The organism is uncultured Pigmentiphaga sp., assembly GCF_937950555.1.
In the GTDB taxonomy this organism is placed as follows: Bacteria; Pseudomonadota; Gammaproteobacteria; order Burkholderiales; family Burkholderiaceae_B; genus Pigmentiphaga.
In genome coordinates, this window is record NZ_CALFCW010000020.1 from 43,765 (window position 1) to 69,397 (window position 25,633).

23 protein-coding genes are annotated in these 25,633 nt (G+C 64.9%); 11 read left to right on the top strand and 12 right to left on the bottom strand.

Features of this window, described 5'->3' with window-relative positions:
* Positions 1-51: 51 nt before the first annotated feature.
* A complete protein-coding gene (locus Q0319_RS04360; RefSeq protein ID WP_299451213.1) occupies positions 52-1,299 on the bottom strand; it encodes an MFS transporter in 1,248 nt (415 codons plus the stop codon).
* Positions 1,300-1,617: 318 nt separating this feature from the next.
* Here Q0319_RS04360 and Q0319_RS04365 point away from each other — a divergent pair, with 318 nt between their 5' ends.
* From Q0319_RS04365 to Q0319_RS04380, 4 genes are all read left to right on the top strand, one after another.
* Positions 1,618-2,502: a helix-turn-helix transcriptional regulator gene (locus Q0319_RS04365; protein WP_296467671.1), complete on the top strand. Its 885-nt coding sequence runs from the start codon at positions 1,618-1,620 to the stop codon at positions 2,500-2,502.
* A gap of 84 nt (positions 2,503-2,586) precedes the next feature.
* On the top strand, positions 2,587-3,261 hold the full coding sequence (locus Q0319_RS04370) for an orotate phosphoribosyltransferase (protein ID WP_299451214.1): 675 nt from the start codon (positions 2,587-2,589) through the stop codon (positions 3,259-3,261).
* A gap of 21 nt (positions 3,262-3,282) precedes the next feature.
* Positions 3,283-3,612, top strand: coding sequence for a hypothetical protein (locus Q0319_RS04375; protein ID WP_296467649.1), 330 nt, complete (start codon positions 3,283-3,285; stop codon positions 3,610-3,612).
* Complete coding sequence (locus tag Q0319_RS04380) at positions 3,609-4,868, top strand: muropeptide transporter (protein WP_296467651.1); 1,260 nt, start codon at positions 3,609-3,611, stop codon at positions 4,866-4,868. Before Q0319_RS04375 ends, Q0319_RS04380 begins: the two co-directional genes overlap by 4 nt.
* A gap of 13 nt (positions 4,869-4,881) precedes the next feature.
* Here Q0319_RS04380 and Q0319_RS04385 read toward each other — a convergent pair whose 3' ends face one another.
* Together Q0319_RS04385 and Q0319_RS04390 are read right to left on the bottom strand one after the other, a co-directional pair.
* On the bottom strand, positions 4,882-6,558 hold the full coding sequence (locus tag Q0319_RS04385; protein WP_299451216.1) for a SulP family inorganic anion transporter: 1,677 nt from the start codon (positions 6,556-6,558) through the stop codon (positions 4,882-4,884).
* A 25-nt stretch (positions 6,559-6,583) separates the two neighbouring features.
* Positions 6,584-7,336, bottom strand: coding sequence for an SDR family oxidoreductase (locus Q0319_RS04390; protein WP_299451217.1), 753 nt, complete (start codon positions 7,334-7,336; stop codon positions 6,584-6,586).
* A gap of 229 nt (positions 7,337-7,565) precedes the next feature.
* On the opposite strand from Q0319_RS04390, the gene Q0319_RS04395 reads away from it, so the two are divergent.
* Positions 7,566-9,005, top strand: a complete 1,440-nt coding sequence (locus tag Q0319_RS04395; protein ID WP_296467656.1) for an FAD-binding oxidoreductase — start codon at positions 7,566-7,568, stop codon at positions 9,003-9,005.
* Positions 9,006-9,107: 102 nt separating this feature from the next.
* Here Q0319_RS04395 and Q0319_RS04400 read toward each other — a convergent pair whose 3' ends face one another.
* The 3 genes from Q0319_RS04400 to argS form a co-directional block, all read right to left on the bottom strand.
* Entirely contained in the window at positions 9,108-9,758 is a 651-nt protein-coding gene (locus tag Q0319_RS04400) for a thiol:disulfide interchange protein DsbA/DsbL (protein WP_296467658.1), read from the bottom strand.
* 91 nt (positions 9,759-9,849) lie between these two features.
* Positions 9,850-10,512, bottom strand: coding sequence for an SPOR domain-containing protein (locus tag Q0319_RS04405; protein ID WP_296467660.1), 663 nt, complete (start codon positions 10,510-10,512; stop codon positions 9,850-9,852).
* A 6-nt stretch (positions 10,513-10,518) separates the two neighbouring features.
* Positions 10,519-12,204, bottom strand: a complete 1,686-nt coding sequence (gene argS / locus Q0319_RS04410) for an arginine--tRNA ligase (protein WP_296467662.1) — start codon at positions 12,202-12,204, stop codon at positions 10,519-10,521.
* A gap of 218 nt (positions 12,205-12,422) precedes the next feature.
* Here argS and Q0319_RS04415 point away from each other — a divergent pair, with 218 nt between their 5' ends.
* Both Q0319_RS04415 and Q0319_RS04420 read left to right on the top strand, forming a co-directional pair.
* Positions 12,423-12,746, top strand: a complete 324-nt coding sequence (locus Q0319_RS04415) for a DUF1840 domain-containing protein (protein WP_296467664.1) — start codon at positions 12,423-12,425, stop codon at positions 12,744-12,746.
* An 11-nt stretch (positions 12,747-12,757) separates the two neighbouring features.
* Positions 12,758-13,342, top strand: a complete 585-nt coding sequence (locus Q0319_RS04420) for a DUF924 family protein (RefSeq protein ID WP_296467665.1) — start codon at positions 12,758-12,760, stop codon at positions 13,340-13,342.
* Positions 13,343-13,379: 37 nt separating this feature from the next.
* Here the strand turns inward: Q0319_RS04420 and leuA are convergent, their stop codons facing one another.
* Positions 13,380-15,080: a 2-isopropylmalate synthase gene (gene leuA / locus Q0319_RS04425; RefSeq protein WP_299451223.1), complete on the bottom strand. Its 1,701-nt coding sequence runs from the start codon at positions 15,078-15,080 to the stop codon at positions 13,380-13,382.
* Positions 15,081-15,168: 88 nt separating this feature from the next.
* Positions 15,169-15,291, bottom strand: a complete 123-nt coding sequence (locus tag Q0319_RS04430; protein ID WP_296467669.1) for a hypothetical protein — start codon at positions 15,289-15,291, stop codon at positions 15,169-15,171.
* Between the two features lie 383 nt (positions 15,292-15,674).
* On the opposite strand from Q0319_RS04430, the gene Q0319_RS04435 reads away from it, so the two are divergent.
* On the top strand, positions 15,675-16,145 hold the full coding sequence (locus tag Q0319_RS04435) for an Hsp20 family protein (protein WP_296468496.1): 471 nt from the start codon (positions 15,675-15,677) through the stop codon (positions 16,143-16,145).
* A gap of 152 nt (positions 16,146-16,297) precedes the next feature.
* Here Q0319_RS04435 and Q0319_RS04440 read toward each other — a convergent pair whose 3' ends face one another.
* Positions 16,298-16,930: a flavodoxin family protein gene (locus Q0319_RS04440; protein ID WP_296468498.1), complete on the bottom strand. Its 633-nt coding sequence runs from the start codon at positions 16,928-16,930 to the stop codon at positions 16,298-16,300.
* Between the two features lie 127 nt (positions 16,931-17,057).
* Between Q0319_RS04440 and Q0319_RS04445 the strand changes: the two genes are divergently transcribed.
* From Q0319_RS04445 to nhaA, 3 genes are all read left to right on the top strand, one after another.
* Positions 17,058-17,987, top strand: coding sequence for a LysR substrate-binding domain-containing protein (locus tag Q0319_RS04445; RefSeq protein WP_296468500.1), 930 nt, complete (start codon positions 17,058-17,060; stop codon positions 17,985-17,987).
* 49 nt (positions 17,988-18,036) lie between these two features.
* Positions 18,037-18,354: a YnfA family protein gene (locus Q0319_RS04450; RefSeq protein WP_296468501.1), complete on the top strand. Its 318-nt coding sequence runs from the start codon at positions 18,037-18,039 to the stop codon at positions 18,352-18,354.
* 124 nt (positions 18,355-18,478) lie between these two features.
* Complete coding sequence (gene nhaA, locus Q0319_RS04455) at positions 18,479-19,831, top strand: Na+/H+ antiporter NhaA (RefSeq protein WP_299451226.1); 1,353 nt, start codon at positions 18,479-18,481, stop codon at positions 19,829-19,831.
* 95 nt (positions 19,832-19,926) lie between these two features.
* Here nhaA and Q0319_RS04460 read toward each other — a convergent pair whose 3' ends face one another.
* The 3 genes from Q0319_RS04460 to Q0319_RS04470 all read right to left on the bottom strand — a co-directional run bounded on the left by Q0319_RS04460 (position 19,927) and on the right by Q0319_RS04470 (position 25,514).
* A complete protein-coding gene (locus Q0319_RS04460; RefSeq protein ID WP_296468507.1) occupies positions 19,927-20,238 on the bottom strand; it encodes a YciI family protein in 312 nt (103 codons plus the stop codon).
* Between the two features lie 123 nt (positions 20,239-20,361).
* The gene (gene metH, locus Q0319_RS04465) at positions 20,362-24,132 is read right to left on the bottom strand and encodes a methionine synthase (RefSeq protein WP_299451229.1); all 3,771 of its coding nucleotides are present in this window, start codon (positions 24,130-24,132) and stop codon (positions 20,362-20,364) included.
* A gap of 131 nt (positions 24,133-24,263) precedes the next feature.
* On the bottom strand, positions 24,264-25,514 hold the full coding sequence (locus Q0319_RS04470) for a YbdK family carboxylate-amine ligase (RefSeq protein WP_296468512.1): 1,251 nt from the start codon (positions 25,512-25,514) through the stop codon (positions 24,264-24,266).
* Between the last annotated feature and the right edge of the window lie 119 nt (positions 25,515-25,633).

The following is a 25,633-nucleotide window of genomic DNA, read 5'->3' on the forward strand; positions in this document are numbered from 1 at the left end:
TTGCCCTTTCCCCGCCCGGACGCTCGCTCGCCGGGTCCAAGAGTCGACCGGCTATTCGAGCGCGGCGCCCTTGCGTTCCGGGATCAAGAACAACGTGGCGATGATGTCCAGGACGTAGATCGACGCCAGCAGTGCGATGGCCGAGCTGAACGAATACTTGGCCGCCACCGCGCCGACCGCGAGCGGCCCAAAGCCGCCGACCGCGCGCCCGATGTTGAAGAGCACGTTCTGTGCCGTCGCCCGGGCCTTGGTCGGATAGAGCTCCGAGATCAATGCGCCATACCCGCCCAGCATGCCGTTCACGAACATCCCCATGATTGCGCCGCCAATGAGCAATGCGTATTGCGACGTCAATTGGGAATAAACGAGCACCGACGCCACGGCACCAACCTGGTAGAGCAGGAAGATGGGGCGGCGGCCGACGCGGTCAGCCAGCTGTCCGAACAGCCAAATGCCGAACGCCATGCCGAGAATCGTGATGGCGGTCCACCCGGCCGATTTGGTCAGGGAGTAGCCGAACTGGTTGCTCAGGTACGACGGCATCCAGATCATCACGCCGTAGTAGCCGAAGTTCTGGACGGAGGTCAGGATCACTACCCCCAGGCTCGCACGCGTCGTCTTGCCATCCGCGACCAGCAACTTGAAGGAGTTTTCCTTCACCGCGGTCTTCTGGCTTTCGACGAAGATCTTGGGCTCGCCGATGAAGTGGCGGATGACGAAAGCCACGACCGCGGGCAGCACGCCGATTGCGAACATGCCGCGCCACCCCACGATGGGCAGCAACACGGGGGTCACCAGTGCCGCGACCAGCACGCCGGCCTGCCAACCTAACCCGACGTACGAACTCATGCGTGCGCGTTGCTCCGGACGGCACGCTTCGGCGGCCAGCGCCATGCCGATGCCGAACTCGCCACCCAGGCCCAAGCCGGCGATGGTCCGATAGGCGAGCAAGTCCCAGTAGCCTTGCGCGAGCGCACACAGCCCGGTAAACACCGCAAACAGAAGAATGGTCCAGTTCAGCACGCGCACGCGCCCGAACTTGTCGCTCAGCCAACCGAACACGATGCCGCCGACGACGGCGCCCACCAGCGTCCAGGTCACCAGGGATCCGGCCTGCGTGCTCGACAGCCCGAGATCGGCCGAAATCGCTGCGAGGATGAACCCCAAGATCAAGAGATCGAAACCGTCGAGTGCGTACCCGACCGTCGAGGCGATGACCGCCTTGCGGGCATAGTCGTCGCCCTCATTCGCCTTGGCTACCGGAACGTCTCCGGCGCCGGCGACATACTTTTGTGTCATTTCCCTGCTCCGGGAGAAAAGAATGTCGATGGAAAAATGGCCGAGCCTTCTTCGCACCGACACCACGTTCGTGACCTGGGAAGGGCGAAGCACGGACGCTTTGGGAGGAGCGCCAGTATTTTTTTTTAGACTAAGATAATTTTCCTTACCTTTCAAGGAGAATTTCACTAAGCTGATAAGTAAACCACTGGGGGCCCGGCCGCACGCACAAAATCGGTGCGAACCGCACCAAATAATGCCGATTTTGAGCAGAAACTCTCCATTTCGGTTCAAATTTCGTCTGGGACGGGAATTCGAGCATTCTCATTTTTTAGATTAATGAACGCAAAACCCTCCAAACTACGTGCCGTCGATTTCCATGCCATCGGGGAGAGGCTGCGCGCCTATCGGATGGGGGCCTCCTTGCGAGCCGAGGACGTCGCCGCCCAGCTCGGCGTTTCACGCGCCGCGGTGTACCGGATGGAAAAAGGCGAGATCGTGAAGATCGAGACGCTCGAGCGTCTCGCCCATATCTTGGATACCACGCTCGCATCGCTGCTCGGCGTCGGCACTGAGTACTACACTTCGCCGGTGGCCTACATCGAGCGGATGCGCCAGCTCGAGACCGACGCCACGCGCATCATGGCGCACTTCGAGCCGATCTCCTTCCTGCTGACGTCCGACGAATACGGGCATTATCTGGAAAAGATGCTGCAGGAGGCGCATCCGGACCTGGATCCGGAGCGGATGCTGGCGTTGATGAAAATCCTCGAGGAGCGCAAGCGCGCATTCGCCCGCCGCCGACCGCCCATCATCAGCCTGATCGGCTTGCGCGAGATCGAACGCTTCGTTCACTTCGGGCTGGTTGGCCGCATCGATCTGCCACCGGCGGTGCGCATGGAAAGATCGCTGGCGGCCCGGCGCGAGGTCGAACGCATCATCGGCCTGCTGCGCGAACACCCGATGGACATGCAGATAGGCATCGTGGACGACAGCATGCCGAACGCAACGTTCCAAGTATTCGAGCGTCCGAATGCGTCGTTCGTGGCCATCAGCCCGTTCCGCTTTGGCGAACTACCCAATGTCGCCACGGGCATCGCCCAGGTCACGTCGGCGCCGGAAGCGGTCCAGCTTTATACGAAAATGGTGGAAAACCTCTGGCAGCGCGCCTACAAGGGCGAGCAGGCAGCGGAACTTCTCAGTAGCATGTTGAAAGTGGTATGACTTCCCGCTCGCTTGGCGTCGCCTTTCCGAAAGACTCGCAGCGCGCGACCGGGGCAACATGCAGGTAACTAGGATTCACAAGAAATGGAAGAAACCTCTATCGGCCCCACGGTAGCGCGGCTATTGCTCGAGTCGGGAGCCGTTCACGTGACCACGGGCAAGCCCTTCGTCTTGCGGTCGGGCTGGGCAAGTCCCGTCTACGTAGACGTGCGCCGGCTAATTTCGTCGGTGAGCGGCCGGAACGTGTTGGTCGACGCAGCGCTGTCGGTCGTGCGGCACCGCATCGGCGTGCAGCACGTGGACGCCATCGCGGGCGCCGAGACGGCAGGCGTGCCCTATGCTGCGTGGCTCGCCGACCGGCTGTCGCTGCCACTGCTGGTCGTGCGCAAGAAACCGCTCGGCTTCGGCCGCAACGCGCAAATCGAAGGAGCGGTGGAACCAGGGGCGCGCGTGCTGCTGGTCGACGACCTGACCACGGACGGCCAGAGCAAGCTCAATTTCTGCAAAGCCGTGCGCGACTCCGGGCTCGTGCTGGAACACGTACTGAGTATCTTCTATTACGATACGTTTGCCGAAAGCCGGCGTACCATGGAAGAACTCGGCGTTGCGATGCATGCGCTGGCCACTTGGCAGGACGTCCTCGCCGAAGCCAGGACAAGCACGGTCTTGTCTGCGGACGATGTCGAAAAGGTACAGGATTTCCTCCTCCACACTTCCGAGTGGTCCAAGGCTCACGGCGGCATCGCCCGCCTTCCCTGACTTTCACCGTTATTTCGCGTTATGAACTTCACCGAACTCATCCAACGATTTGCCGCCCAGGCTCCCGGCACCGACAGTTTCCTTAAAGTCAAGGAAGGCTCACTCGCGCTGATCACCAGCGATTCGGAACACGCCGCCGCGTATTTCCTGATCTATGGCTTCGCCCGCTCTTACGTCCTGCTCTACGAAGACCAGCCCATCGAGCCGGCTTTCGCCGAAACCGCCAAGACGCAATTGCTTTCCTACATGAACCGCTTGGATGAAGCATTCAAGACCGGAACGGCCGAGGCCCTGGTCGCCGCGATGAACTGGATCGTGCTCGACTACGGCCGAAGCGGAAAAATATTTTGAGCGCACGGCCGCAAGCGGCCGGCGCCGCTTCATCGCTCTACACGAACCGGCGTGTCGCACCGCTGCTCGCGCTCGGCTTTGCGAGCGGGCTGCCGCTTGCGCTCACCACCGGGACCCTCCAGGCCTGGGCGACGGTGGACGGCGTGTCGCTGCAGGCCATCGGGTTCCTGACGCTGGTTGGCTCCGCCTATACGCTCAAGTTCCTGTGGGCACCGTTGATGGACCGCTACACGCTGCCCGTGCTGGGGCGGCGCCGGGGCTGGATGGCCGCCACGCAACTGCTGCTCGCGCTCTCCATCATGGCGATGGGGCTGCTCTCGCCGGGCTCGGCGCTGCTTCCGCTGGCGCTGCTCGCCGTTTTCGTGGCCTTCTGCTCGGCATCGCAGGACATCGCGTTCGATGCTTATCGCACCGACGTGCTGCGCAAGGAAGAACGCGGCGCAGGCGCTGCCGTGTCGGTGCTGGGCTATCGCCTCGCCATGCTGGTTTCGGGTGGTTTGGCGCTGGTCATCGCCGACAGCTGGCTAGGCTGGGGCAACACCTACATGCTGATGGGCGTGCTAATGGGCGCCGCCATCCTCGCCACGCTCTGGGCGCCCGAACCCGAAGCCCCCGCCGCCGCACCGCGCACGCTGGCCGAAGCCGTATCCGGGCCGCTGCTGGAATTCTTCCGCCGGCCGGGCGCAATCATGCTGCTGGTGCTCATCGTGCTGTACAAGCTGGGGGATGCCTTCGCGGGTAGCTTATCCACCGCCTTCCTCATACGGGGCGCGGGATTCTCCGCGACCGAGGTCGGCACCATCAACAAGGTGCTGGGCCTGGGCGCCACCATCATCGGCGCACTGGCAGGCGGTTCGTTGCTGGCCAAGCTGGGGCTCTTCCGCTCGCTGATGCTGTTCGGACTGCTGCAGGCCGTCTCGAACCTGGGGTTCTGGCTCATCGCGGTCAGCTCCAAGAACATCGTGCTGATGGCCGCCGCGGTCGGCATCGAGAACCTGTGCGGCGGGATGGGAACGGCTGCGTTCGTCGCGCTGTTGATGGGGCTATGCGACCAACGCTTCTCGGCGACCCAGTTCGCGCTGTTGTCGGCGCTCTCGGCGGTGGGGCGCACCTACCTGGCCGGGCCGCTCGCGCCTCCCATGGTGCAAGCCTATGGATGGCCGACCTTTTTCCTGATCACCGTCCTCATTGCACTTCCCGGCATCGCCCTGCTCTGGTGGCGTCGCGCCGAAATCCGGGCCTTGGACCAAGCCTGAGCAGCCAGGGCGCTCAGGCGGCCCGCAGGTGCTCTATCGCCTCCCGCTCGGTCCGGAACACGTGCTCGGCGGGCAGCAACCGGATCACGCCGGCGGTCTCGAGCACGTCTTCGACCTGCTTCTTGATCCCCGCCAAATAGACGCTCACTCCCTGGTCGCGCAAGGTCCCGATGATGTAGGTCAGCGTATCGACGCCGGTGACGTCGATGCTATTGATGGGGCCGGCATAAATCAGCACGCGCCGGATGTCGGGCTCCGCGCGGCAGCGCTCGATGATGAAGTGTTCCAATTGGTTGGCAGTGACGAAGCTCAAGGCCGCATCCATCCGGACGGCCAGCAAGTCCTCGGCCAAGGGCGGCAAGCCGAAGCGCTGGCGGTCCCGCAACGTACCGTCGGCATGCACGCTCACCTCGATGATGCGAGGATGCGAGCGCTGGTAGAGGAAATAGCCCAGTGACAGGATGAAGCCGGCGAGCACGCCCCACTGCAGTTGCGGTGCCGCGACCAAGGTTGCCGCTGCAGTGGCCGCGGCGATGCATGCCTCCGGCCTAGACGTACGCCACAGCCTGACGAAGAAACCGGGCGCAATCAGGTTCGTTACCGGCACGATGATGACGGCCGCCAGGAACGCGCGCGGCAGATGCGCGATGGCGGGTGTCAGGAACAGCAGGCTGGCCAACACGCAGGCGAACGCGAAAAGCGCCGACCATCCGGTTCGGGCGCCGACGAACAGGTTGAGCGCGGACCGCGAGAACGAAGCGCTCACGGGAAACGCGCCGCTCAGGCCGCTCGCCAGCTTGGCCAGCCCCTGCCCGATGAACTCCTGGTTTTCATCCCAGCGCTTGCGGGTGCTGCGCGAAATTGTCTTGGCGCTGGAAAGCGCCTCCACGAAACTCACCAAGGCGATCACCGCCGCCGCCGGGAGCAAGCTCCGGTAGTCTTCCCAATCCAGCAGCTTGGGCACTGTGAACTGCGGCAAGCCCGCCGGCAAGGCGCCGACGACTGCACCGCCCCGCGCACCGTAACCGATCGCCCAGCTGATCACGCCCGTTGCCAGCGCCGCAGCCAGGACGATGGGCAAGCGCTTGCTGTGCTTCTTCAACGCTACCAGGAAAACCAAAGTTCCCACGCCGAAAGCAAACGCTGGCCAGTCGATGCTCGCGAGTACGCCGGCCGCATCGCCATGCGCCATGGCGGTGCGCGCCGCGCTCCAGCTCAGCCCCAGCATGGCCGGCAATTGCGAAAGGATGATCAGCACTGCCGCAGCCTGCGTGAACGCGCCCACTACCGCTCCCGGCAGGAAATTCACGACCATCCCCAAGCGGGTCGCGCCGATCAAGATCTGGATCGCGCCGGCCATCAAGGACAGCCATATCGCCAGTTCCACCCAACGGGCGGACTCCGCAGCGGCCAAGCCCGCCAGCGAACCGGCCACCAGCATGCTGGTGAGGGCGACCGGCCCGGCACCAAGCAACTGGCACGAGCCCCACAGCACGCTGATCACGGGCGGCACCAAGGCGGCATATAGGCCGGTGATGGGTGGCATGCCCGCCAGCATCGCATACGCCACCGCCTGGGGTACCAAGATCAGGCCAAGCGTGAACCCGGCCCGCGCATCGGCGGCAAGTTCGGCAGCTGTCGGGCGCGGCCAGTTCAAGAACGGAAAATAGCGGCGGAGCAAAGCGGGCATGCAGCAGGCCTTGTGGAAGCGGCGATCAACGGTGTCGGGGTTTGCGGGGAGCGCGTACGGCGAAATGGTCGTATACGGCGTCCGGAAGCAGGCGCAGCAGCTTGGCAACGATGCCCATCTGCCACGGAATGACGGTGTAGCGTACCCCGCGGTCCAGCGCGTCCGCAGCCTTCTCCGCGAAAGTGTCCACATCCATCAGGAACGGCATGGGGTAAGGGTTGCGGGCAGTCATGGCAGTACGAATATAGCCCGGCGCAATCGTCGAGACCCGGATCCCGTACGGCGACAGTTCGTTGCGCAGGCTCTCGCAATAGGCAATGACGGCCGCCTTGGATGCGCTGTACGCGCCCGCGCCCGGCAGACCGCGTATGCCGGCCACGCTCGCGATGCCGGCCAGTTGCCCCTTGCCAGCCTGTTTCATGGCGGCGATGAACGGTTCGAAAGTGGCGACCATCGCGACGAGATTGGTGTCCAGTACGGCGCGGAAGGCATCGAAGTCTTCCAGTTCCTCCGTCAGGGTGCCCGTGCTGATGCCGGCATTGGCGATCACCAGGTCCACGGGGCCGCCCGACAGGAAATCGCGTGCGGCGGCGTGCAGCGCATTCCGGTCGCGGACATCGAGCGGATAGCAGTGATGGTCGCCGGGGAGCGACGCGGCGAGATCGCGCAAGGCCTGCTCCCGGCGTGCGACCAAGCCGAGAACGGCGCCCCGCGCCGCATAGCGGCTGGCCAATGCCCGGCCGATTCCGCTACTGGCACCTGTGATGAAGACTCTCATTGCTTTATCCACTCAAGCGCAGCCTCTGTTCGAGGCAGCAAGCCCCGGCCGGCCGATGGGGCCGGGCAACGCTCCCGTCCCGCCGCCGCGCGATGGTATCGTGTCCTGGAACATCCTTGCCGGCGGGTGAAGGGCGTCCGACTGCCCATCGCTCCGGAAACGTAGGATAGTATCTTGGCCAGGCGATCCGCGCCGGCTCGGCTAGGCGCGGCGCATCAACGAGACTGCCATGACATCTTCTTCCATCTCCGAATTACACGGCGCGCTCGCCGCCCTGGTGGGCGAAGCCAACGTCTACGTCGATCCTGCCGACAAGGCCCGCTACGAGACCGGCGCCCGCTACGGTAACGGCAAGGCGGCGGTCGTCGTGCGACCGGCATCGACCGCCGAAGTCGCCGCGGTCGTCCGTCATTGCGCGCAGACGGGCACGCCGCTGATCGCACAAGGCGCCAATACCGGCCTCGTCGCGGCCAGTACGCCCAACGAGAGCGGCCGCCAAGTGTTGTTGAGTCTCGAACGACTGCGCGGCGAAATCGTGGTGGACCGCGCCAATCGCACGGCAACGGTCGGCGCGGGCGTCACGCTGCAGGAACTGAACGAAAAACTGGCCGAACAAGGCTTGTGCTTTCCCATCGACCTGGGCGCCAACCCGTCCTTGGGCGGCATGATCGCCACCAACACAGGCGGATCCCGCCTCGTCCGCTATGGCGACGTGCGCCACAACCTGCTGGGCATCGAAGTGGTCCTGGCCGATCCACCTGGACAGGTGCTCGACCTGATGAGCGGCCTGCGCAAGAACAATACCGGCTACGACCTGAAGCAGTTGTTCGTGGGTGTCGGCGGCGTGGGCGGCGTGATCACGCGTGCGGTGGTACAAGTCCACCCGCTGCCGCGGCAAACCGCCACCGCGCTGATCGTGCCCACCAGCCAGGAGGCGGTGCTGGAGCTGCTGATCGCCCTGGAAAGCGAGTTCGGGGACTTCCTGACGGCCTACGAGGGCATGTCGCGCTCAACCGTGCAATCGGTCATCGACCACGTGCCCGGCGTGACCAATCCGTTCGCGCCGGAGCCCATCCCCGATTACTGCCTGTTGGTTGAGCTCGCGGCCACCTCCTCGCGCGAAGTGCTGGGTGTGGACCTGCAATCGGCCCTGAACGATTTCCTGGAGCGCCAATTCGACGTCCTCGTGGCTAACGCGGTGCTCGACGGCGGGCCGGACCTCTGGAAAATCCGCCACTCCATCAGCGAATCCATCCGCCACCAGGGCAAGCTGATCGCGTTCGACATCGCCGTGCCCCGCTCGTCCATGATCGACTTCCAGAAAACGGCGAGGGAGATGCTGGCGAGCGAGTTTCCCTGGCTACGCCTGTTCGACTTCGGCCACTGGGCCGACGGCGGCACGCACTTCAACATCGTCTGGCCCCACGAGGCGACGCCGGCCTACGACTCAGACACCGTGGAGCGCCTGCGCACGGCCATCTACGACCTCGTCGTGCGCCGGTTCGGCGGAAGTTTCAGCGCCGAACACGGCGTCGGCCCATACAACGAGCGGTTCTATCACCGCTACGTGTCGCCGGAAGCGCAGGCGCTGGCTGGCCGCTTGCAGGAGACGCTCGACCCCAGGGGCGTGCTGGGGCAGGTGAACTTCGGGCCGGCCGCCTCGGACTGACCGGCGGCTGACCCCGGGCGGCCCCACGCCGGCTTGGATGCGCATGCCGGGCCGCCGCGCAGAGCCAACGGCCCGGCGCCGCCCGTGCGCCGGGCGCGGCGCTTATTTCGCCCGTTCTTTCCCGATCAGGAAATCGGCAACCTGCAGCGCAGCCACATTGCTGCCCGTCAAGGACGGCGAGGTGATGTAGCGGCCGTTGATGGCCAGGGTGGGTACGCCGTCGATCTTGTAGGCCTCGGCGAGCCGCGTGGCACGCTGGACCTTGGACTGGACGCCGAACGAGTTATAGGCGTCCATGAACTGCTTGCGGTCCAGGCCGGCCTTCTCGGCCCAATCGAAAATGCGGTTGGCCGTGTTCAGGGGCTGGCGCTGCTCGTGGATCGCCGTGAACACGAGGCGGTGGAACGGCTCGACCTTGCCCAGGGCTTCCAGCGTGTAATAAAGGCGCTGCTGCGGTTCCATGCCGGCATTGAAACGCACAGGTACGCGACGCACCACCACGTCGGGCGGCAGTTTCTTGATCCATGCGTCGAGGCTGGGCTCCAGCGCATTGCAGTGCGGGCAGCTATACCAGAAAAACTCGGTCACCTCGATCTTGCCCGGCGCATCGGTGGGTTGAGGCTGCTGCAGGCGGATGTAGTCCGCGCCTTCGCGCGGCTGCTGGGCCAAGGCCATGCCCGGCAGGACGGCGAGGAGGCCGGCGGCCAGGGCGAGACGGTTGAACGTGCGACGAACGTGGAAGCGACCGATCATAGGATTCCTCTGGTAACGAGGCCCGGCGCCGTCTGCGCGCCGGACGCGATGAAATCTCCGACCGCGGGAAGCTCGGCGAAGTTCCGACGGCTCATTTCTTCACCACGGCCGCTTCGATGCCGTTCTCGGCCAATCGCGCGCGCGTGCGGTTCATGTCGTCGAGCCGGGTAAACGGGCCGACGCGTACGCGATGGACGGTGCCCGCGGCAACATCGGCGGCTTCCAGTCGCGCCTGAAAGCCCAGGAACGCCAGCTTGGCCTTGAGCGCCTCGGCATCCTCGATGACGCGAAATGCTCCGACCTGCAAGTAATACGTCCCGCTTCCTCCGGCCGCGGAGGCCGGCGGCGCGCTTTCGTTGCGGTTCACCCCTTGGCTGGCCAGGAAGTCGCCCAGCGGGTCGCGCGTGGCCGGGGGCACCGGGGCCGGGCTCGGATGCGCCGTCGAGGGGCCAGAGCCGGACGGAGCGCCGGCCGGGCCATCCCTGCCGTAGAGGCTGCGATTGGGGTCGGGCGCGTTGGCGGGATCCGGCGCCGGAGTCGGTGCGACCGGCCGCACGCCGCGGCTCACGAAAGGCACCGGCGCCTTGGTGATGTAAAAGGCCACGAGCACGGCCACCAACAGGCCGACCAGCAGTCCGGCCATCAGGCCGAACATCGTGCCGCCCCGTTGCGCCGGACGCTGGGCCGCCGCGCCCGGGCGGGCCCGCTGCTGTTTACCTTTCCTGGAAGAAGCCGGCTTTGCTGTGGACACCATGAATCGTTACATCCGTTGCGGAGCAGACACGCCCAACAACGCCAATCCGTTGGCCAGGACCTGACGCGTCGCGGCGAGCAACGCCAAGCGCGCCAGCTTCAATTCGGCATCGTCCACCAGCACGCGTTCGGCATTGTAGTAGGCGTGGAAGTCCGCGGCGCAGTCCTTCAGCCAGAAAGCGACATGATGCGGCGCCAGGTCGTTCGCCGCCGCCTGGACCATGGAGGGAAACTCGGCCAGCCGTTGCAGCAGCAGCAACTCGCGTTCGGCGGTAAGCAGCGACGTATTGGCGCGCGCCAGCGCCGCCTCATCGCCCCCCCATTGCCCGAGCACCGAGCAAATGCGGGCATGCGCGTACTGGATGTAGTACACGGGATTCTCGTCCGTCTGCTTGAGCGCCAAGTCGATGTCGAACACGAACTCGGTATCGGCGCGCCGCTGTATCAGGAAGTAGCGCACCGCATCGCGGCCCACCCAGTCGATGAGATCCCGCATGGTGACGTAGCTGCCGGCGCGCTTGGAGATTTTGACTTCCTCGCCGCCGCGCATGACCTTGACCATCTTGTGCAGCACATAGTCGGGATACCCCTTGGGGATGCCCACATTGAGCGCCTGCAGGCCGGAGCGCACGCGCGCCACCGTGCCGTGATGGTCCGAGCCCTGGATGTTGATGGCCTTGGTGTAGCCACGCTCCCACTTGGTCACGTGATAGGCGACGTCCGGCACGAAATAGGTATACGTGCCGTCGGACTTGCGCATCACGCGGTCCTTGTCGTCGCCTTCGCCAAGCGCGGTCGTGCGCAGCCAAAGCGCGCCGTCTTGCTCATAGGTGTGGCCGCTGGCGATCAGGCGCTGCACCGTCTGCTCGACGCGCCCCGAGGTATAGAGGGAGCTCTCGAGGTAGTAGTTGTCGAACTTCAGGTCGAACGCCTGCAGGTCCAGATCCTGTTCCCGGCGCAGGTAAGCGACGGCGAACTTGCGGATGTCTTCGAGATTGTCGGGATCGCCCGAAGCCGTCACGGGCTCTGCGTCGGCCGCCTTGACGGTCTTGCGGGCCAGGTAATCGGCCGCAATGTCGGAGATGTACTCGCCGCGATAGCCGTCGGCAGGAAAATCCGGGTGGTCGGGCCCCAGTCCGCGGGCGCGCGCCTGCACGCTGATGGCCAGATTGTGGATCTGGTTGCCCGCGTCGTTATAGTAGAACTCGCGCGTGACCTCCCAGCCGCTGGCAGCGAACAAACGGCAGATGGCGTCACCCAGCGCCGCCTGGCGGGCATGCCCCACGTGCAGGGGCCCGGTGGGATTCGCCGACACGAACTCGACCATCACCTTGCGCCCGTTGGACGGCGCGCGGCCGAAATCGGCGCCGCGCACGCGGATGGCGTCGATCACGGCCTGCTTGGCCGCCGGCGCGAAGCGCAGGTTGATGAAGCCCGGACCGGCAACCTCGGCGCTCTCCAGGAGCGCGGCGGCCCCCGGCTGCGCCAGGAGGGCGTCGACGATGGCTTGCGCGAGTTCGCGCGGATTGCGTTTCAAGGGCTTGGCGATCTGCATCGCCACGTTGGTGGCGGCATCGCCGTGGGACGCCACCTTGGGACGCTCCAGCAGCAAGGTGGGCGTCGCCTCAGGGGCCACGGCCTTGACGGCGGCGCCCAAAAGGCCGAGAAGTTGTTCCTGTTGCTCGGGGAGCATGGCTGGGAATAGTGCGGTAAATAAAAGGCCAAGAGCGGAATGTTAACAGCCGGCGGCCTTGCCTAGGAAAAACGCGGCATGGCGAGGCGGGCAGGCACCGGATGGGTTATCCAAAACCATCTTTTCAGCACGCCTTCCCCCTGATACGTGTCGTAGCTTAGCCGGCCGAGGCTTCCGCCATAATGTGGCGAACCACATCACACGGAGCACGGAGAGCCATGATCGTCACCTTCAGATCCAAAGCCGCCGGGGAAATCATCATGCTCGGCGAGCATGCCAAACCGTTGCTCGAGCTGGCCGGCAAGCTCCCGGAAATCGCCGCCGGCACCCGGGGCGTCTTCACCCCTGAACAACTGCCCGACGCCATTCGCCGCATCGAGGCCGCGATAGGCGGCGAACGCGAACCCCGCTTCGACGAGAGCGACCCCGAAGAAAAGGAAAAGGCTGCGCGCTATGTTGGCCTGCGCCAGCGCGCATTTCCGCTCCTGGACATGCTCCGAAAAGCGCAGGCCAAGAACGTCAACGTCACCTGGGAAGCCTGAGGAGCGCCGCAATGACCCGCCCGCCATGGCAAGACGTGCTCGATTTTTGGTTCCTGCCGCCGGACGATCCGGGCTACCTGAAACCGCGCCATGTCTGGTTCCAGAAGAACCCTGAGTTCGACGAGGAAATACGCGCCCGCTTCCAGCCCAGGGTCGAACAGGCCGTGGCAGGCGGGCTGCGCGAGTGGAAACGCGAGCTGGGGGGCGCCCTGGCGCGCATCGTGCTGCTGGACCAGTTCACCCGCAACATTTGGCGCGGCACGCCGCGGGCCTTTGCCGGAGACCCAGAAGCCTTGCGCGACGCCCTCGAGTTGATCGATTCCGGCAAATACCTGCAGCTGCCGCCCGTACAGCGGGAGTTCGTCTATCTCCCGCTGATGCACAGCGAAAACCTCACCATCCAGGAGCGCTGCGTGGCCCTCTACGCCACGCTGGCACAAGAGCACCCCGCTTCCCAAAACTCACTGGAGTTCGCCATCCGCCATCGGGACATCGTGGAACGCTTCGGGCGCTTCCCCCACCGCAACGCCATACTCGGACGGGCGAACACGCCCCAGGAATCGGAGTTCTTGAAACAACCTGGGTCGGGGTTCTGACCGGACGCCGGGGGCAGGGCGGGCCCGCCCCCTTCGATCACACGCTGACTTCCGCCAACTTCGCTCCGGCCATCTGCGCGGACCGGCCGCTGGCCTGGAGATGGCGGTTGACGGCGCTCAACACCGCCTTGAAGGATGCAGTGACGATGTCGCTGTCTACCCCTACGCCGAAGCCTGTCGGCGCATCGCCGATGCGCACCTCCACATAGCAAGCGGCCGAGGCGTCGGCGCCCACGCCGATGGAGTGCTCGTGGTAATCCATCAGCCGCATCGGCATGCCGAGCGCCTGGACGAATGCGTCGATGGGCCCGTTGCCGGAACCGACCAGCGTCCGGGGCTGGCCGTCGACGAGGACGTCGACCTCCACCCGCACGCCTTCATCGATGCTGGCCATGCGGTGCCGCACGAAACGGTAGGGATCGTGCCGGTCGAGGTATTCGCGGCTGAAGATCGCGTAGACGTCGGAGGCCGTGACCTCGCGGCCGGTCTCGTCGGTCACGCGCTGGATGGCGCGGCTGAACTCGATCTGCAGGCGCCGCGGCAGATCCAGGCCGTACTCCTGCTGCAAGAGATAAGAAACGCCACCCTTGCCCGACTGGCTGTTGACGCGGATCACCGCGTCATAGCTGCGCCCGACGTCGGCCGGGTCGATGGGCAGGTACGGTACCTCCCAGATATCGCCCGGCTTGCGCTGCGCGAAGCCCTTCTTGATTGCATCTTGGTGCGATCCGGAAAACGCGGTGAACACGAGGTCGCCCACGTACGGATGGCGCGGATGCACTGGCAGCTGGGTGCAGTATTCGACGCAGCGACGCACGTCGTCGATGTCGGAAAAGTCCAGCCCCGGCGAGATGCCCTGGCTGTACAGGTTCATGGCCAGCGTCACGAGGTCCACGTTGCCCGTGCGCTCGCCGTGGCCGAACAGGCAGCCCTCGATGCGCTCGGCGCCCGCCAGCACAGCCATCTCGGCCGCAGCCACCGCGGTGCCGCGGTCATTGTGCGGATGCACGCTGAGGATGATGCTGTCGCGGTTGGCGAGGTTGCGGTGCATCCACTCGATCTGGTCGGCGTAGACGTTGGGCATCGCGCATTCGACCGTGGCGGGCAGGTTCAGGATGATCTTGCGATTGGGCGTCGCGCCCCACGCCTCGACCACCGCGTCGCAGACTTCCTTGGCGAAGTCGAGTTCCGCCGAGCTGAACACCTCGGGCGAATACTGGTAGACCCACTCGGTCTCGGGCCGCGCGTCGGTGAGCTCCTTGATGAGGCGGGTGCCCGCCAACGCAATCTGCTTGACCTCTTCGCGCGACATGCCGAACACGATTCGGCGGAAAGCGGGCGCGATGGCGTTGTACATGTGCACGATGACGCGCCGGCCGCCCTCGACCGACTCGATCGTGCGGCGAATGAGGTCTTCGCGCGCCTGGGTCAGCACTTCGATCGTGACGTCCTCCGGCACGCGGTTCTGGTCGATCAGCCCCCGGATGAAGTCGAAGTCCGTCTGCGACGCCGAGGGAAATCCCACCTCGATCTCCTTGAAGCCGATCTCCACGAGCTTCTCAAACAGGCGGGTCTTGCGTTCGCCGTTCATGGGCTCGATCAAGGCCTGGTTGCCGTCGCGCAGGTCGGTGCTCATCCAGATCGGCGCCTTGGTCATGCGACGGTTGGGCCAGGTACGCTCGGCAAAGTCGTAAGCGGGGAACGGGCGGTATTTCGCCTCGGGATTCTTCAACATCATGGATTGCTCCTGCTACTGCGAACTCGGGAAAAGGAACGGATGAACCGTAGGTGTGGCCGAGTTATGGCTGCCGAGCTGCCACGGGGCTCTAGGCCCGGCAACCGATCGGTAGTAGTAGCGAGGAAGCAATGAGGGCGACGATCGCGCGCACGCCGGCACCCAGCGCGGCTTGGCGCTGGATGGCGGTGGGACGGATGGCGGTAGCGGCCATGGTTGCGATCGTGCAGGGAAGGGTTCGTGCTGAATTGAACCTTTAGTCAAACACAATTCCGCGCGGCTGGCAAGCCCGCCCGGCCAAAGCGTGGCTTTTCGACAGGAGCCCAGGGCGCAGCGGCAAGGCGCAAGCGGGGCCGGCACCTGCGCGGCTGCCCCCCGGGACGCCAGCGGGAACTCCTCGTCATGTGCGGCACAAAGTCAGGTGTGCCCGCGAGGCCCGCCGGGGTCCAGGCAGCCATGAGCCGTCCCGGCCGCCCGCGGCAGGTCATGTGCAGAATAGGGGTCTTGAAAAACCAGAAGCCGTCCCGAGATTGGGTTCAGGGGATGCCGTAGTCGGGTCCCTCGAGTGAAACTTGCTGATAATCAGGAGGTTCCAATATGAACGCTACATTCTCTCTGGCGCCTTTGTTCCGCCATTCCGTCGGTTTCGACCGCTTCAACGATTTGTTCGAGTTCGCCCTGCGCAATGACTCGGGCAGCTCTTATCCGCCGTACAACGTCGAGAAACACGGCGATGACGACTACCGCATCGTGATCGCGGCTGCCGGCCTGCGCGAAAGCGACCTGGACGTCCAGGTGGACCGCGACGTGCTGACCGTGACGGGCGGCCGGCGCGAAAAGAACGACGAGAAGGTCACTTATCTGCACCAAGGCATCGCGCAGCGCGCGTTCAAGCTGTCGTTCCGCCTGGCCGACCACATCGAAGTACGCGGCGCCCATCTCGAGAACGGCCTGCTGCACATCGACTTGGTGCGCAACGTACCGGAAGAAGCGCGGCCCAAGCGCATCGCCATCAGCAGCGCGGGTGCGCAGCCCCAGCAACAGGCCGTCCTGGCTAACGCCGCCTGAGCGTACCGCGGCGTAAGTGCGCCGGCCCGCGAGGGCCGGCCTTCGCTGCGGCCAGGCACTCTGGCGCAACGGCTTCCCACGCCGGCATCGACCGGCCAAGGGAGGCCGTTTTCGTTCTTGCCCGCCGCGGTGCGACGAGGCCAAGCCCGCCCTCATGGACTTGCCCAGACCTGGGGACCGCGCGGCGTATCGATCCGATAGTCGGTGTACGGCCATTGCAGCAAATGCGCGCCCAGCCGCCTGGCCGCCGCCACCGGATCGCGCGGATCGCGGGCGACCTCGCCTCGACGGTTACCCGAACCATGCACGTAGCCGACGAAGGCCGAATGGGTGTACCGGGCAAACTCCTGCAATTGCTGCACAATGCCGAGCCCCACGCCGGGGTAGCTTTCCTCCGAAGCAAGCGTCAGCCCAAAACGCTTTCCCTGCATGCGCGCGAGCACGTCGGCATGGTGGGGATAGGTGTCTGAGTAATAGGTGAACGAACGATCGAAGAAGGCCTTGGTCTGCGCCGACATGCCGTACCAATAGATGGGCGTGCAGAACACCACGCCCGCCGCGGGCAGGAACTCCTCGAGGAAAAGCTCGGCATACCGGTCTTGGGGCGGCACCGAATGGCTCGTACGATCGCCGAGGAACCCGCCCAGATAGTCATCCAGGAAACGCAGGCGGGCCGATGCGCCCGCCTCGCGCGCCCCTTCTTCGACGGCCCGGGCGAGCAGGGCGCTATTGCCGTCCCGCCGCGGGCTGCCCACGAGTATCAAGATGTCATGAGATGAGTTCATTTCATTGCTCCCTTGGTCAAGAATTGTCCGTTTGGCCAGTTCCCGAAAATTTACGGAGCATTCCGTCCGTTGGCGAGTGAGCTTCTTTCAAATAAGATGAAATGAATTCACCCTCATCGCTGCAACCATGTTCGCCGGATTACCGCTGAACGCGCTCCGCACCTTTGAAGCAGCCGCCAGGTTGCGCAGCTTCAAGCGTGCAGCCGAGGAGCTTCACGTCACGCCTACCGCCGTGTCTCACCAAATCCGCGCGCTGGAACGTCACCTGGGGCTGCCCCTTTTCGAACGCCGCGCAGGCGGCGTTGCGCTTGCGGCGGAGGGCACGCGGCTTTTCCATGCCGTGCACGGCGCCTTGCTGAACGTCAGCCAGGCCATCGATGCCTTGAAGCCGCGGCCAAGCAGCGGTGCGGTCACGGTAACGACCACCCATTCGTTCGCCGCCCTATGGCTGGTGCCGAGGCTCGGGCGCTTCTATCAGCAATATCCGGACTACGAAGTCCGCATCGACACGACCGCCCGTGTCGTCGATCTCCTGGAAGACGCCAACGTGGACATCGCCATCCGCTACGGAACGCGCGACTATCCTGAATTGGTCACCGGCGCGATCCTGGACGAAGCCTTCGGCGTCTACGGCGCACGCAGCCTGGTTGGAGGAGGCATCCCGGAAAAACCTACGCTGATCTCCGTGCACTGGCGCGACTCCACGCTCTACGAGCAGGGCTGGAGGCGTTGGTGCGACGCGGCCGGCTTGCCGTGGATGCGAGGCCGACCCTCGATCCGGCGCTACCAGGAAGAGCACTATGCATTGCAAGCCGCCATCGCGGGGCAGGGGCTGGTGCTGGCGAGCTCGGTCATGGCCTCGGACGCCGTCGCCCAAGGCTTGCTCTTCCCTTTCCTCCCTCACGTAACGGTACCGGGCGCGCGCTACGCAGCCTTGTGCGCCCCGGGGCGCGAACGCCACCCGCCGGCGCGCGCCTTGCTCGACTGGCTCAAGCGGGAGTTCACGGCGAGTGCCGGACAGCCGCGCAAGCAAAGCACCGGCCGGCGGCCGCGCTGAATGCATGCGGAGGAGCCGCTCACGCCGCGGCCATGACACAATCCGCCCCATGCGCACATTTTTTCTCTTTGTGGTCACCGCGATCGCCGAAATCGTCGGCTGCTACTTGCCATATCTCTGGCTGCGCCAAGGGCGCTCGGCCTGGCTCCTGCTCCCTGCGGCGGCCGGCCTCACCCTGTTTGCATGGCTGCTGAGCCTGCATCCGACTGCCGCAGGGCGCACGTATGCCGCCTATGGCGGCGTCTACATTGGCGCCGCGCTGCTCTGGCTGTGGGCGGTGGACGGCGTCAGGCCGACGTCGTGGGACATCGCCGGCGCGCTCGTCGCCCTGGCTGGCATGGGCATCATCATGTTCCAGCCGCGATGAATTCGTGCCACGCGCTTCCCTTCAGGTAGAATCCCCGCTGGGTGTCGTGCTCTTCCTTGCACGACAGGATTCACGCGCAGGTCGGGCCGCCGCGCGACAATTCCTGTTCGCATGGATCGACCACATGCCCCCAAGCCCCGACCTGCCACGCGCCCAGCTCATCACTGAACGCGCCCTTGCCACGCTGAACCGATTTCTCCACGTCGAAGCCGTCAGCGGCATCGTGCTCCTGATCGCCGCCGCCGTGGCATTGACCTGGGCCAACTCCCCGCTGGCCGCCGGCTACCATCACTTCTGGCACACGCCTATCTCCATCGGGTTGGGATCGTTCACCATTTCCCAGCCTCTCCACTTCTGGATCAACGATGGGCTGATGACCGTGTTCTTCCTGGTCGTCGGGATGGAGATTCGACGTGAGATGCATGAAGGCGCGCTGAGCAACCTGCGCCAGGCCAGCCTGCCTATCGCCGCAGCCCTCGGCGGCGTCATGGTGCCCGCGTTGATCTATTTGGCGCTGAATGCGGATCCGGTGCGACAGAACGGCTGGGCCGTGCCGACCGCAACGGACATCGCGTTCGCCGTCGGCGTCCTCGCCCTCCTAGGCCGTTCCATACCGGGCAACCTACGCATCTTCCTGCTGGCCCTTGCCGTCATCGACGACATCATTGCGGTACTCATCATCGCGCTGTTCTATTCGGGCGGACTCGATTACGGCGGGTTCGCCTTGGCGGGCGCCGGGCTCGTGCTGGTGCTCGCCTTACAACGCATGGGCATCGGCTCGGCGTTCGCATATGTCTTGCCGGGCGCCATCGTCTGGACCGGCATCCTCATGACGGGTGCCCATCCCACACTGGCCGGCGTCGTTCTTGGCCTTTTGACGCCGGTCGTCCCGATGCGGATGCGGGAGCGCCCGCTGGAGGTCGTTTCGCGCATCGCCAACCAACTGACCGGGCGCCACGCCGAGGCCGGCTCGCAACTGCTCGCAGGCCCGCTGCGCGAGCTGCGCCTTGCCCAGCGCGAACTGCTGCCGCCCATCGTACGGGTGCAAGCTGCGCTTCATCCGTGGGTGGCATACTGCGTGATGCCGCTCTTCGCGCTGGCGAATGCCGGCGTCACCCTGGATGGCATAGACCTGGCCGCCGGGGGCACACAGTGGGTCCTGGCCGGCGTCGTACTTGCGCTCGTGATAGGCAAGCCCGTGGGAGTCGTCACCGTAAGCTGGGCCATGGTGCGCCTCGGGTGGTGCGCGCTTCCCCCGGGCGTGACGGGAGCCGGCATTGTGCTGGTGGGGCTGCTGACCGGAATAGGTTTCACGATGTCAATCTTCATCGCCATGCTGGCCTTCGCCGATGACGCGCTACTCGGCGCCGCGAAACTCGGGGTGCTGGCGGGGTCGTGCCTCGCGGCGCTGTTGGGACTGGGCTGGGGCGTGCTTTACGCCCGGCGGCAACGCAGGGATGCCGGCTTGCCCCGCTGAGCCGAGGCTTCGCTGGAGGCATGCACCGCGGATGCAAGGTCCGCCAGCGCAACGCTTGCATGCTCACCGGCCAAGCGGTACGGCCGGCCCGCCCCTCATCCCGCCACGAACCCGGCTCGCTGCGGCCACGTATTCACGAACGCATGAATGCTGCGTTCACCATAGACGCCGGCGCGGGTGAACGGCTCGTTCTCCAGCCAGGCCAGCGCGTCTGCCTCGCTATCGAAGTCGATCACGAGCAGGCTGCCGACGAAGTCCTCAGGCCCGCCTCCGCCGAGCAAGGGGCCGGCAAACGCGATCCGGTCGCCGACGCCCGCCAGGTACTGTTTATGTTCTGGCCGAAGGCGCGCCCTCAGGGCAGGCGTATCGGGGGTCTTCTTATCGAGCAGATGGAAAACGAACAACACGGCAGTCCTCCTTGGGGGTGATGTGGCTTGGGCTTCCAGCGAGGCCTCGTCGCAAAGCCGGCGAAGCGCTCGCCATCTTCGAGGCCACGCCCACATCCGTCAAGCGCGGCCCGCCCGCACGGCTCACAAACTCGACATCAGCGCCCGCCGCAACTCATCTTCGCTGCGGCCGCTGCGCGCCGCGTAGTCGGCCAGCTGGTCTTCGCCGATCTTGCCCACGTTGAAGTACTGGGAAGCAGGATGGCTGAAGTAAAAGCCCGATACCGCGGCGGCGGGATACATGGCGAGGCTCTCGGTCAGCTGCATCCCGATTTCCTCGCAGGCCATGACACGGAACATATCGCGTTTGACGGTGTGCTCCGGACATGCGGGATAGCCAGGCGCGGGCCGGATGCCTCGATAGGATTCCTTGATGAGTTGTTCGTTGCTCAGGTTTTCGTCCGGCGCGTAACCCCAGAGATCCTTGCGGACCCGCTCGTGCAGGGCTTCGGCGAAAGCTTCGGCCAGGCGGTCTGCGATGGCCTTGAGCATGATGCTCGAGTAGTCGTCGTGTTGCTTCTGGAACTCGGCTTCCCACTTCTCGATGCCCAGGCCGCTAGTGACGGCAAACATGCCGATGTAGTCGGCGATGCCGCTGGACTTGGGCGCGATGAAATCCGCAAGGCATTTATTGTCCACGCCTTCGCGCTTGGCGGTCTGCTGGCGCAGGTTGCGCCAGGTAAAGAGCACCTGCTCGCGCGACTCATCGGCGTAAATCTCGATGTCGTCATCATTGACGGTGTTGGCCGGGTAAAAGGCCACGACCCCGTTGGCGGTCAGCCAACGGTTTTCGATCACGCGCTTGAGCAAGGCCTGGCCATCCGCATAAACCCTGCGGGCCGAGTCGCCCACGACGGCGTCGTCCAGGATGGCGGGGAATGAGCCATGCAAATCCCAGGTCTGGAAGAACGGCTGCCAGTCGATGTAGCGCGCAATCTCAGCCAGGTCGAAGTTCTTGAAGGCCCGGCGGCCGATGAACTTGGGGCGCGGCGGCTGGTAGCCTTCCCACGCGATGGCCGGCTTGTTGGCGCGCGCCTCGGCCAGGGAAATCAGCGGCGTCGCCTTGCGGTTGGCGTACTGTTCGCGCACGCGCTCGTATTCCGCCTTGATGTCGGCCACGTACTGCGCAGCCTGGTCCGAGACCAGGCTCTGCGCCACGCCCACCGAGCGGCTGGCGTCGGTCACGTAAATAACCGGCCCCTCGTAGTGCGGCGCGATTTTTACCGCCGTATGCACCCGGCTCGTCGTGGCGCCGCCGATCAACAGCGGCACCTTGCGCTCGCGGAAATACTCGTCACGCTGCATTTCGGCGGCGACATAGGCCATCTCCTCGAGGCTGGGCGTGATCAGTCCCGAGAGCCCGATGATGTCGGCTTTCTCTTCCTTGGCCTTGGCCAGGATCTCCGCGGCCGGCACCATGACGCCCATGTTGACGACCTCGAAGTTATTGCACTGGAGCACGACGCTCACGATGTTCTTGCCGATGTCGTGCACGTCGCCCTTGACGGTGGCGATGACGATCTTGCCCTTGGAGCGCACGTCGCCGCCTGCCGCCTGGATCTGGCGCTTCTCTTCCTCGATGAAGGGGATCAGGTGGGCCACGGCTTGTTTCATCACCCGGGCCGATTTCACCACCTGCGGGAGGAACATCTTCCCCGAACCGAACAGGTCGCCGACGACGTTCATGCCGTCCATCAGCGGCCCCTCGATCACCTCGATGGGACGACCGCCGCGCGCGGCCACGGCCTGCCGCGCCTCCTCGGTATCTTCGACGATGTAGGTGCTGATGCCATGTACCAGGGCGTGCGTGAGCCGCTCGGCATAGGGTAGGCTGCGCCAGGCGAGGTCCTCTTCCTTCTTGGTGCTGGAGCCCTTGATCGTCTCGGCGAATTGCACGAGCCGTTCGGTCGGCGTGCGATCATCGTTCGGGTCCTTGCGGCCGAGCGGTTCGCGGCGGTCCAACACCACATCTTCCACGAGGTCCCGCAGTTCGGGATCCAGGTCGGCATACACGCCCAGTTGGCCGGCATTCACGATGCCCATGGTCAGCCCGGCGCGAATGGCGTGGTACAGGAAGACCGTGTGGATGGCCTCGCGCATGGGTTCGTTGCCCCGGAACGAGAAGCTGACGTTGGAAATGCCGCCGGAGACCTTGGCGTATGGGAGGTTCTCGCGGATCCAGCGCGTGCTCTCGATGAAATCGACGGCATAGTGATTGTGCTCGTCGATGCCGGTGGCGATGGCAAAAACGTTCGGGTCGAAGATGATGTCTTCCGGCGGGAAGCCCACTTCCTCCACCAGCAGCTTATAGGCGCGACTGCAAATGTCGATCCGGCGCTGCAGCGTGTCGGCCTGCCCCTGCTCGTCGAAGGCCATGACCACCACCGCCGCGCCGTAGCGCCGGCACAGCCGCGCCTGGCGCAGGAAAGGCTCGACGCCCTCCTTCATGGAGATCGAATTAACGATGGCCTTGCCCTGTACGCATTTCAGGCCCGCCTCGATTACGCTCCACTTCGAGCTATCGATCATGACCGGCACGCGCGAAATGTCGGGCTCGGAGGCAATCAGGTTCAGGAAGCGCCTCATGCTGGCTTCAGAATCCAGCATGGCCTCGTCCATGTTGACGTCGATGATCTGGGCGCCGTTCTCGACCTGCTGGCGCGCCACGGCCAGCGCCTCATCGAACTTCTCCTCGCGGATCAGGCGCGCGAACATCTTGCTGCCCGTCACATTGGTGCGCTCTCCCACGTTGACGAACAGCGAGTCATCGTCGATGTTCAGCGGCTCGAGCCCAGAAAGCCGCAACTTGACCTCGACCGCCGGCGGCTGGCGCACCGGCAGGTTCGCCACCTTTTCCGCAATGGCGCGGATATGGTCCGGCGTCGTACCGCAGCAGCCGCCCACAACGTTGACGAAACCTGCCCGGGCAAATTCTTCCAGGAGGCGCGACGTGTCTTCCGGCGTCTCGTCGAAGCCGGTCTCGCTGAGGGGATTCGGCAGGCCTGCGTTCGGATAAACGCAGACAAAGGTATCGCAGATCTTGGATAGCTCGGCGATGTACGGCCGCATCAGCGCCGCGCCCAGCGCGCAGTTCAACCCGATGGTGATGGGACGAGCATGGCGCACCGAATTCCAGAAGGCCTCGACCGTCTGGCCCGACAAAATGCGCCCCGAGGCGTCCGTGACCGTGCCGGAAATCATGACCGGCAAGCGCTCGCCGCGGGCCTCGAACACCTCTTCGACGGCGAAAATGGCCGCCTTCGCGTTCAAGGTATCGAAAATGGTTTCGATCAGGACGAGGTCGATGCCGCCATCCAGCAAGCCGTTCAGCTGCTCGGCATAGGCGGCCCGCAGTTCGTCGAAGGTCACGTTGCGCGCCGCCGGATCATTGACGTCGGGCGAAATCGACGCCGTCTTCGGCTGGGGGCCCAGCGCGCCCGCCACGAAACGCGGCCGCTCGGGCGTGCTGAACTCGTCGCAAGCCTGGCGCGCCAGCTTGGCCGCCGCCACGTTGAGCTCGTAGGCGAGGCCGGACAAATCGTAGTCAGCCTGGGCGATGGAGGTCGCGCCGAAGGTATTGGTCTCGATCACATCTGCGCCTGCCGCCAGATAGGCGCGGTGAATCTCCAGGACGACGTCCGGGCGGGTCAGGCACAGGAGCTCATTGTCGCCCTTCAGGTCTTTGCCGTGGCCGGCGAAGCGCTCCCCGCGGAAGGCCGCCTCATCCAGCTTATGGCGCTGGATCATCGTTCCCATCGCGCCGTCCAGGACCAGGATGCGCTCGGTCAACAGCCGCGCGAACTCGGCGCCGCGGGTATAGGAAGAGGGAGGATAGGGCAGGGTCGGAAACGGCATGTGCAGCGGCCTCGGAAGTCAGCCGGGAGAAAACCCGCGCGGGCGGCGCAGGTTCTCAGCCGCACAGGCGCGCCGGGTGTAGGCGAATCTGGGATTTTAGCAAGGATGCGCGCCCGGCCCAGCGGCGCGCATCAATGCAACCGCCGGCCCAAGCGCTTGAACCCGAAAGGCGTGATGCCGTCCATGTTGAAAATGGGCTCGGAGCTGGCCCGCACGCGGCGGCGGATTTGCAGGTCGGGCACGGACGGCTCAGGCTTCGTTTCGGCCGTCCCTTCGCCGCGCCAGGCCGCCGCGGCCGCTTCCACCACCTCGGCGATCTCCTGCGAACGATCGAATTGGGCGCGCAGCCATTTGACGTCTCCGCCATGCTTGAAGACATCGGCACGCAGCGCCTCCAGCATCTCGGCGGTACCGAGCTCGCGGGCCGCCGGCATCACCTTGTCGAAGGTCATTCGCACATGATCGCCCAGGCGCACGCGGCCAGCTTGGGGATCGACGTAGTGGCCGTGCAAGCCGAAGCGGGTCGCCTGGAAGCGATTGGTGCGATAGGCCATCCAAGCCTTGCGGTCAGGCATGGGCTCGTCGGCCAGCGTCGCGCCGAGCGCCTGCGCGAAGGCTGCCAACTGGCACGCCTTCTCCACGGTAAGCGGCGTGTCGCAGACCCGGATTTCCGCGGTGCCGAACTCGGGCTTGGGCCGCACGTCCCAGTACAGATCCTTGATGCTTTCGATCAAGCCACCGGCGTGCAGCTCCGCAAAATAGGCCTCGAACCCGTGCCAGTCCACGACTTCCGGCGGCAGGTGGCCGCACATGGGGAAGGCGTTCAAAGCGTTCAGGCGACTGCAGGCGAATTGGGTATCCACCCCTTCGAAATACGGCGAAGAAGCCGACAAGGCGATGAAGTGCGGAACGTAGGGCGAGAGCTTCTGGGTCAACTCAATGGCGGCATCCCCGTTCTCCACGCCCAGGTGAATATGCTGCCCGAAGACAGTGAACTGGCGGGCCAGGTAACCATACGTCTCGGACAGGTACTGGAAGCGCGGGGAGTCGAAGATTGCCCGGTCATGCCAACGCATGAAGGGGTGGGTGCCGCCTCCGGCCACCCGCACGCCCACGGCGTCGGCAGCCTCGACCAGGAGGTCCCGCATGCTGCGCATTTCGTCCAACAGGCGTTTCGGATCGGTATGGACCGAAGAGTTGAGTTCGATCATCGACCGGGTGATCTCGGGCTTAACCCGGTCGGCATAGGGATGGTTGGCGATCTGAGCCAGCAATTCTTCGGCTGCGCCCTTCAAGTCGAACGTCTGCGGATCGACGATCTGCAACTCGAGCTCGATGCCCAAGGTATTGGGACGGGATGCCGTGAATGCGATGGACTGCATCGGAGTCTCCTTTGGAATGTCGCCGGGTGATCGACCCGGCCGGGGCGACGCCGGACGCAGGATATGCGTCATAGGCCAGCATCACGAAGTGTCGGGCGAGTTTAGCAGCGAGTTTTCGC

What these genes read in the sequence shown, in the direction of transcription:
- Q0319_RS04360 (WP_299451213.1), bottom strand. Translation starts at nt 1,299, where the DNA reads ATGACACAAAAGTATGTCGCCGGCGCCGGAGACGTTCCGGTAGCCAAG.
- Q0319_RS04365 (WP_296467671.1), top strand. Translation starts at nt 1,618, where the DNA reads ATGAACGCAAAACCCTCCAAACTACGTGCCGTCGATTTCCATGCCATC.
- Q0319_RS04370 (WP_299451214.1), top strand. Translation starts at nt 2,587, where the DNA reads ATGGAAGAAACCTCTATCGGCCCCACGGTAGCGCGGCTATTGCTCGAG.
- Q0319_RS04375 (WP_296467649.1), top strand. Translation starts at nt 3,283, where the DNA reads ATGAACTTCACCGAACTCATCCAACGATTTGCCGCCCAGGCTCCCGGC.
- Q0319_RS04385 (WP_299451216.1), bottom strand. Translation starts at nt 6,558, where the DNA reads ATGCCCGCTTTGCTCCGCCGCTATTTTCCGTTCTTGAACTGGCCGCGC.
- Q0319_RS04390 (WP_299451217.1), bottom strand. Translation starts at nt 7,336, where the DNA reads ATGAGAGTCTTCATCACAGGTGCCAGTAGCGGAATCGGCCGGGCATTG.
- Q0319_RS04395 (WP_296467656.1), top strand. Translation starts at nt 7,566, where the DNA reads ATGACATCTTCTTCCATCTCCGAATTACACGGCGCGCTCGCCGCCCTG.
- Q0319_RS04400 (WP_296467658.1), bottom strand. Translation starts at nt 9,758, where the DNA reads ATGATCGGTCGCTTCCACGTTCGTCGCACGTTCAACCGTCTCGCCCTG.
- Q0319_RS04405 (WP_296467660.1), bottom strand. Translation starts at nt 10,512, where the DNA reads ATGGTGTCCACAGCAAAGCCGGCTTCTTCCAGGAAAGGTAAACAGCAG.
- argS (WP_296467662.1), bottom strand. Translation starts at nt 12,204, where the DNA reads ATGCTCCCCGAGCAACAGGAACAACTTCTCGGCCTTTTGGGCGCCGCC.
- Q0319_RS04415 (WP_296467664.1), top strand. Translation starts at nt 12,423, where the DNA reads ATGATCGTCACCTTCAGATCCAAAGCCGCCGGGGAAATCATCATGCTC.
- Q0319_RS04420 (WP_296467665.1), top strand. Translation starts at nt 12,758, where the DNA reads ATGACCCGCCCGCCATGGCAAGACGTGCTCGATTTTTGGTTCCTGCCG.
- leuA (WP_299451223.1), bottom strand. Translation starts at nt 15,080, where the DNA reads ATGATGTTGAAGAATCCCGAGGCGAAATACCGCCCGTTCCCCGCTTAC.
- Q0319_RS04430 (WP_296467669.1), bottom strand. Translation starts at nt 15,291, where the DNA reads ATGGCCGCTACCGCCATCCGTCCCACCGCCATCCAGCGCCAAGCCGCG.
- Q0319_RS04435 (WP_296468496.1), top strand. Translation starts at nt 15,675, where the DNA reads ATGAACGCTACATTCTCTCTGGCGCCTTTGTTCCGCCATTCCGTCGGT.
- Q0319_RS04440 (WP_296468498.1), bottom strand. Translation starts at nt 16,930, where the DNA reads ATGAACTCATCTCATGACATCTTGATACTCGTGGGCAGCCCGCGGCGG.
- Q0319_RS04445 (WP_296468500.1), top strand. Translation starts at nt 17,058, where the DNA reads ATGTTCGCCGGATTACCGCTGAACGCGCTCCGCACCTTTGAAGCAGCC.
- Q0319_RS04450 (WP_296468501.1), top strand. Translation starts at nt 18,037, where the DNA reads ATGCGCACATTTTTTCTCTTTGTGGTCACCGCGATCGCCGAAATCGTC.
- nhaA (WP_299451226.1), top strand. Translation starts at nt 18,479, where the DNA reads ATGCCCCCAAGCCCCGACCTGCCACGCGCCCAGCTCATCACTGAACGC.
- metH (WP_299451229.1), bottom strand. Translation starts at nt 24,132, where the DNA reads ATGCCGTTTCCGACCCTGCCCTATCCTCCCTCTTCCTATACCCGCGGC.
- Q0319_RS04470 (WP_296468512.1), bottom strand. Translation starts at nt 25,514, where the DNA reads ATGCAGTCCATCGCATTCACGGCATCCCGTCCCAATACCTTGGGCATC.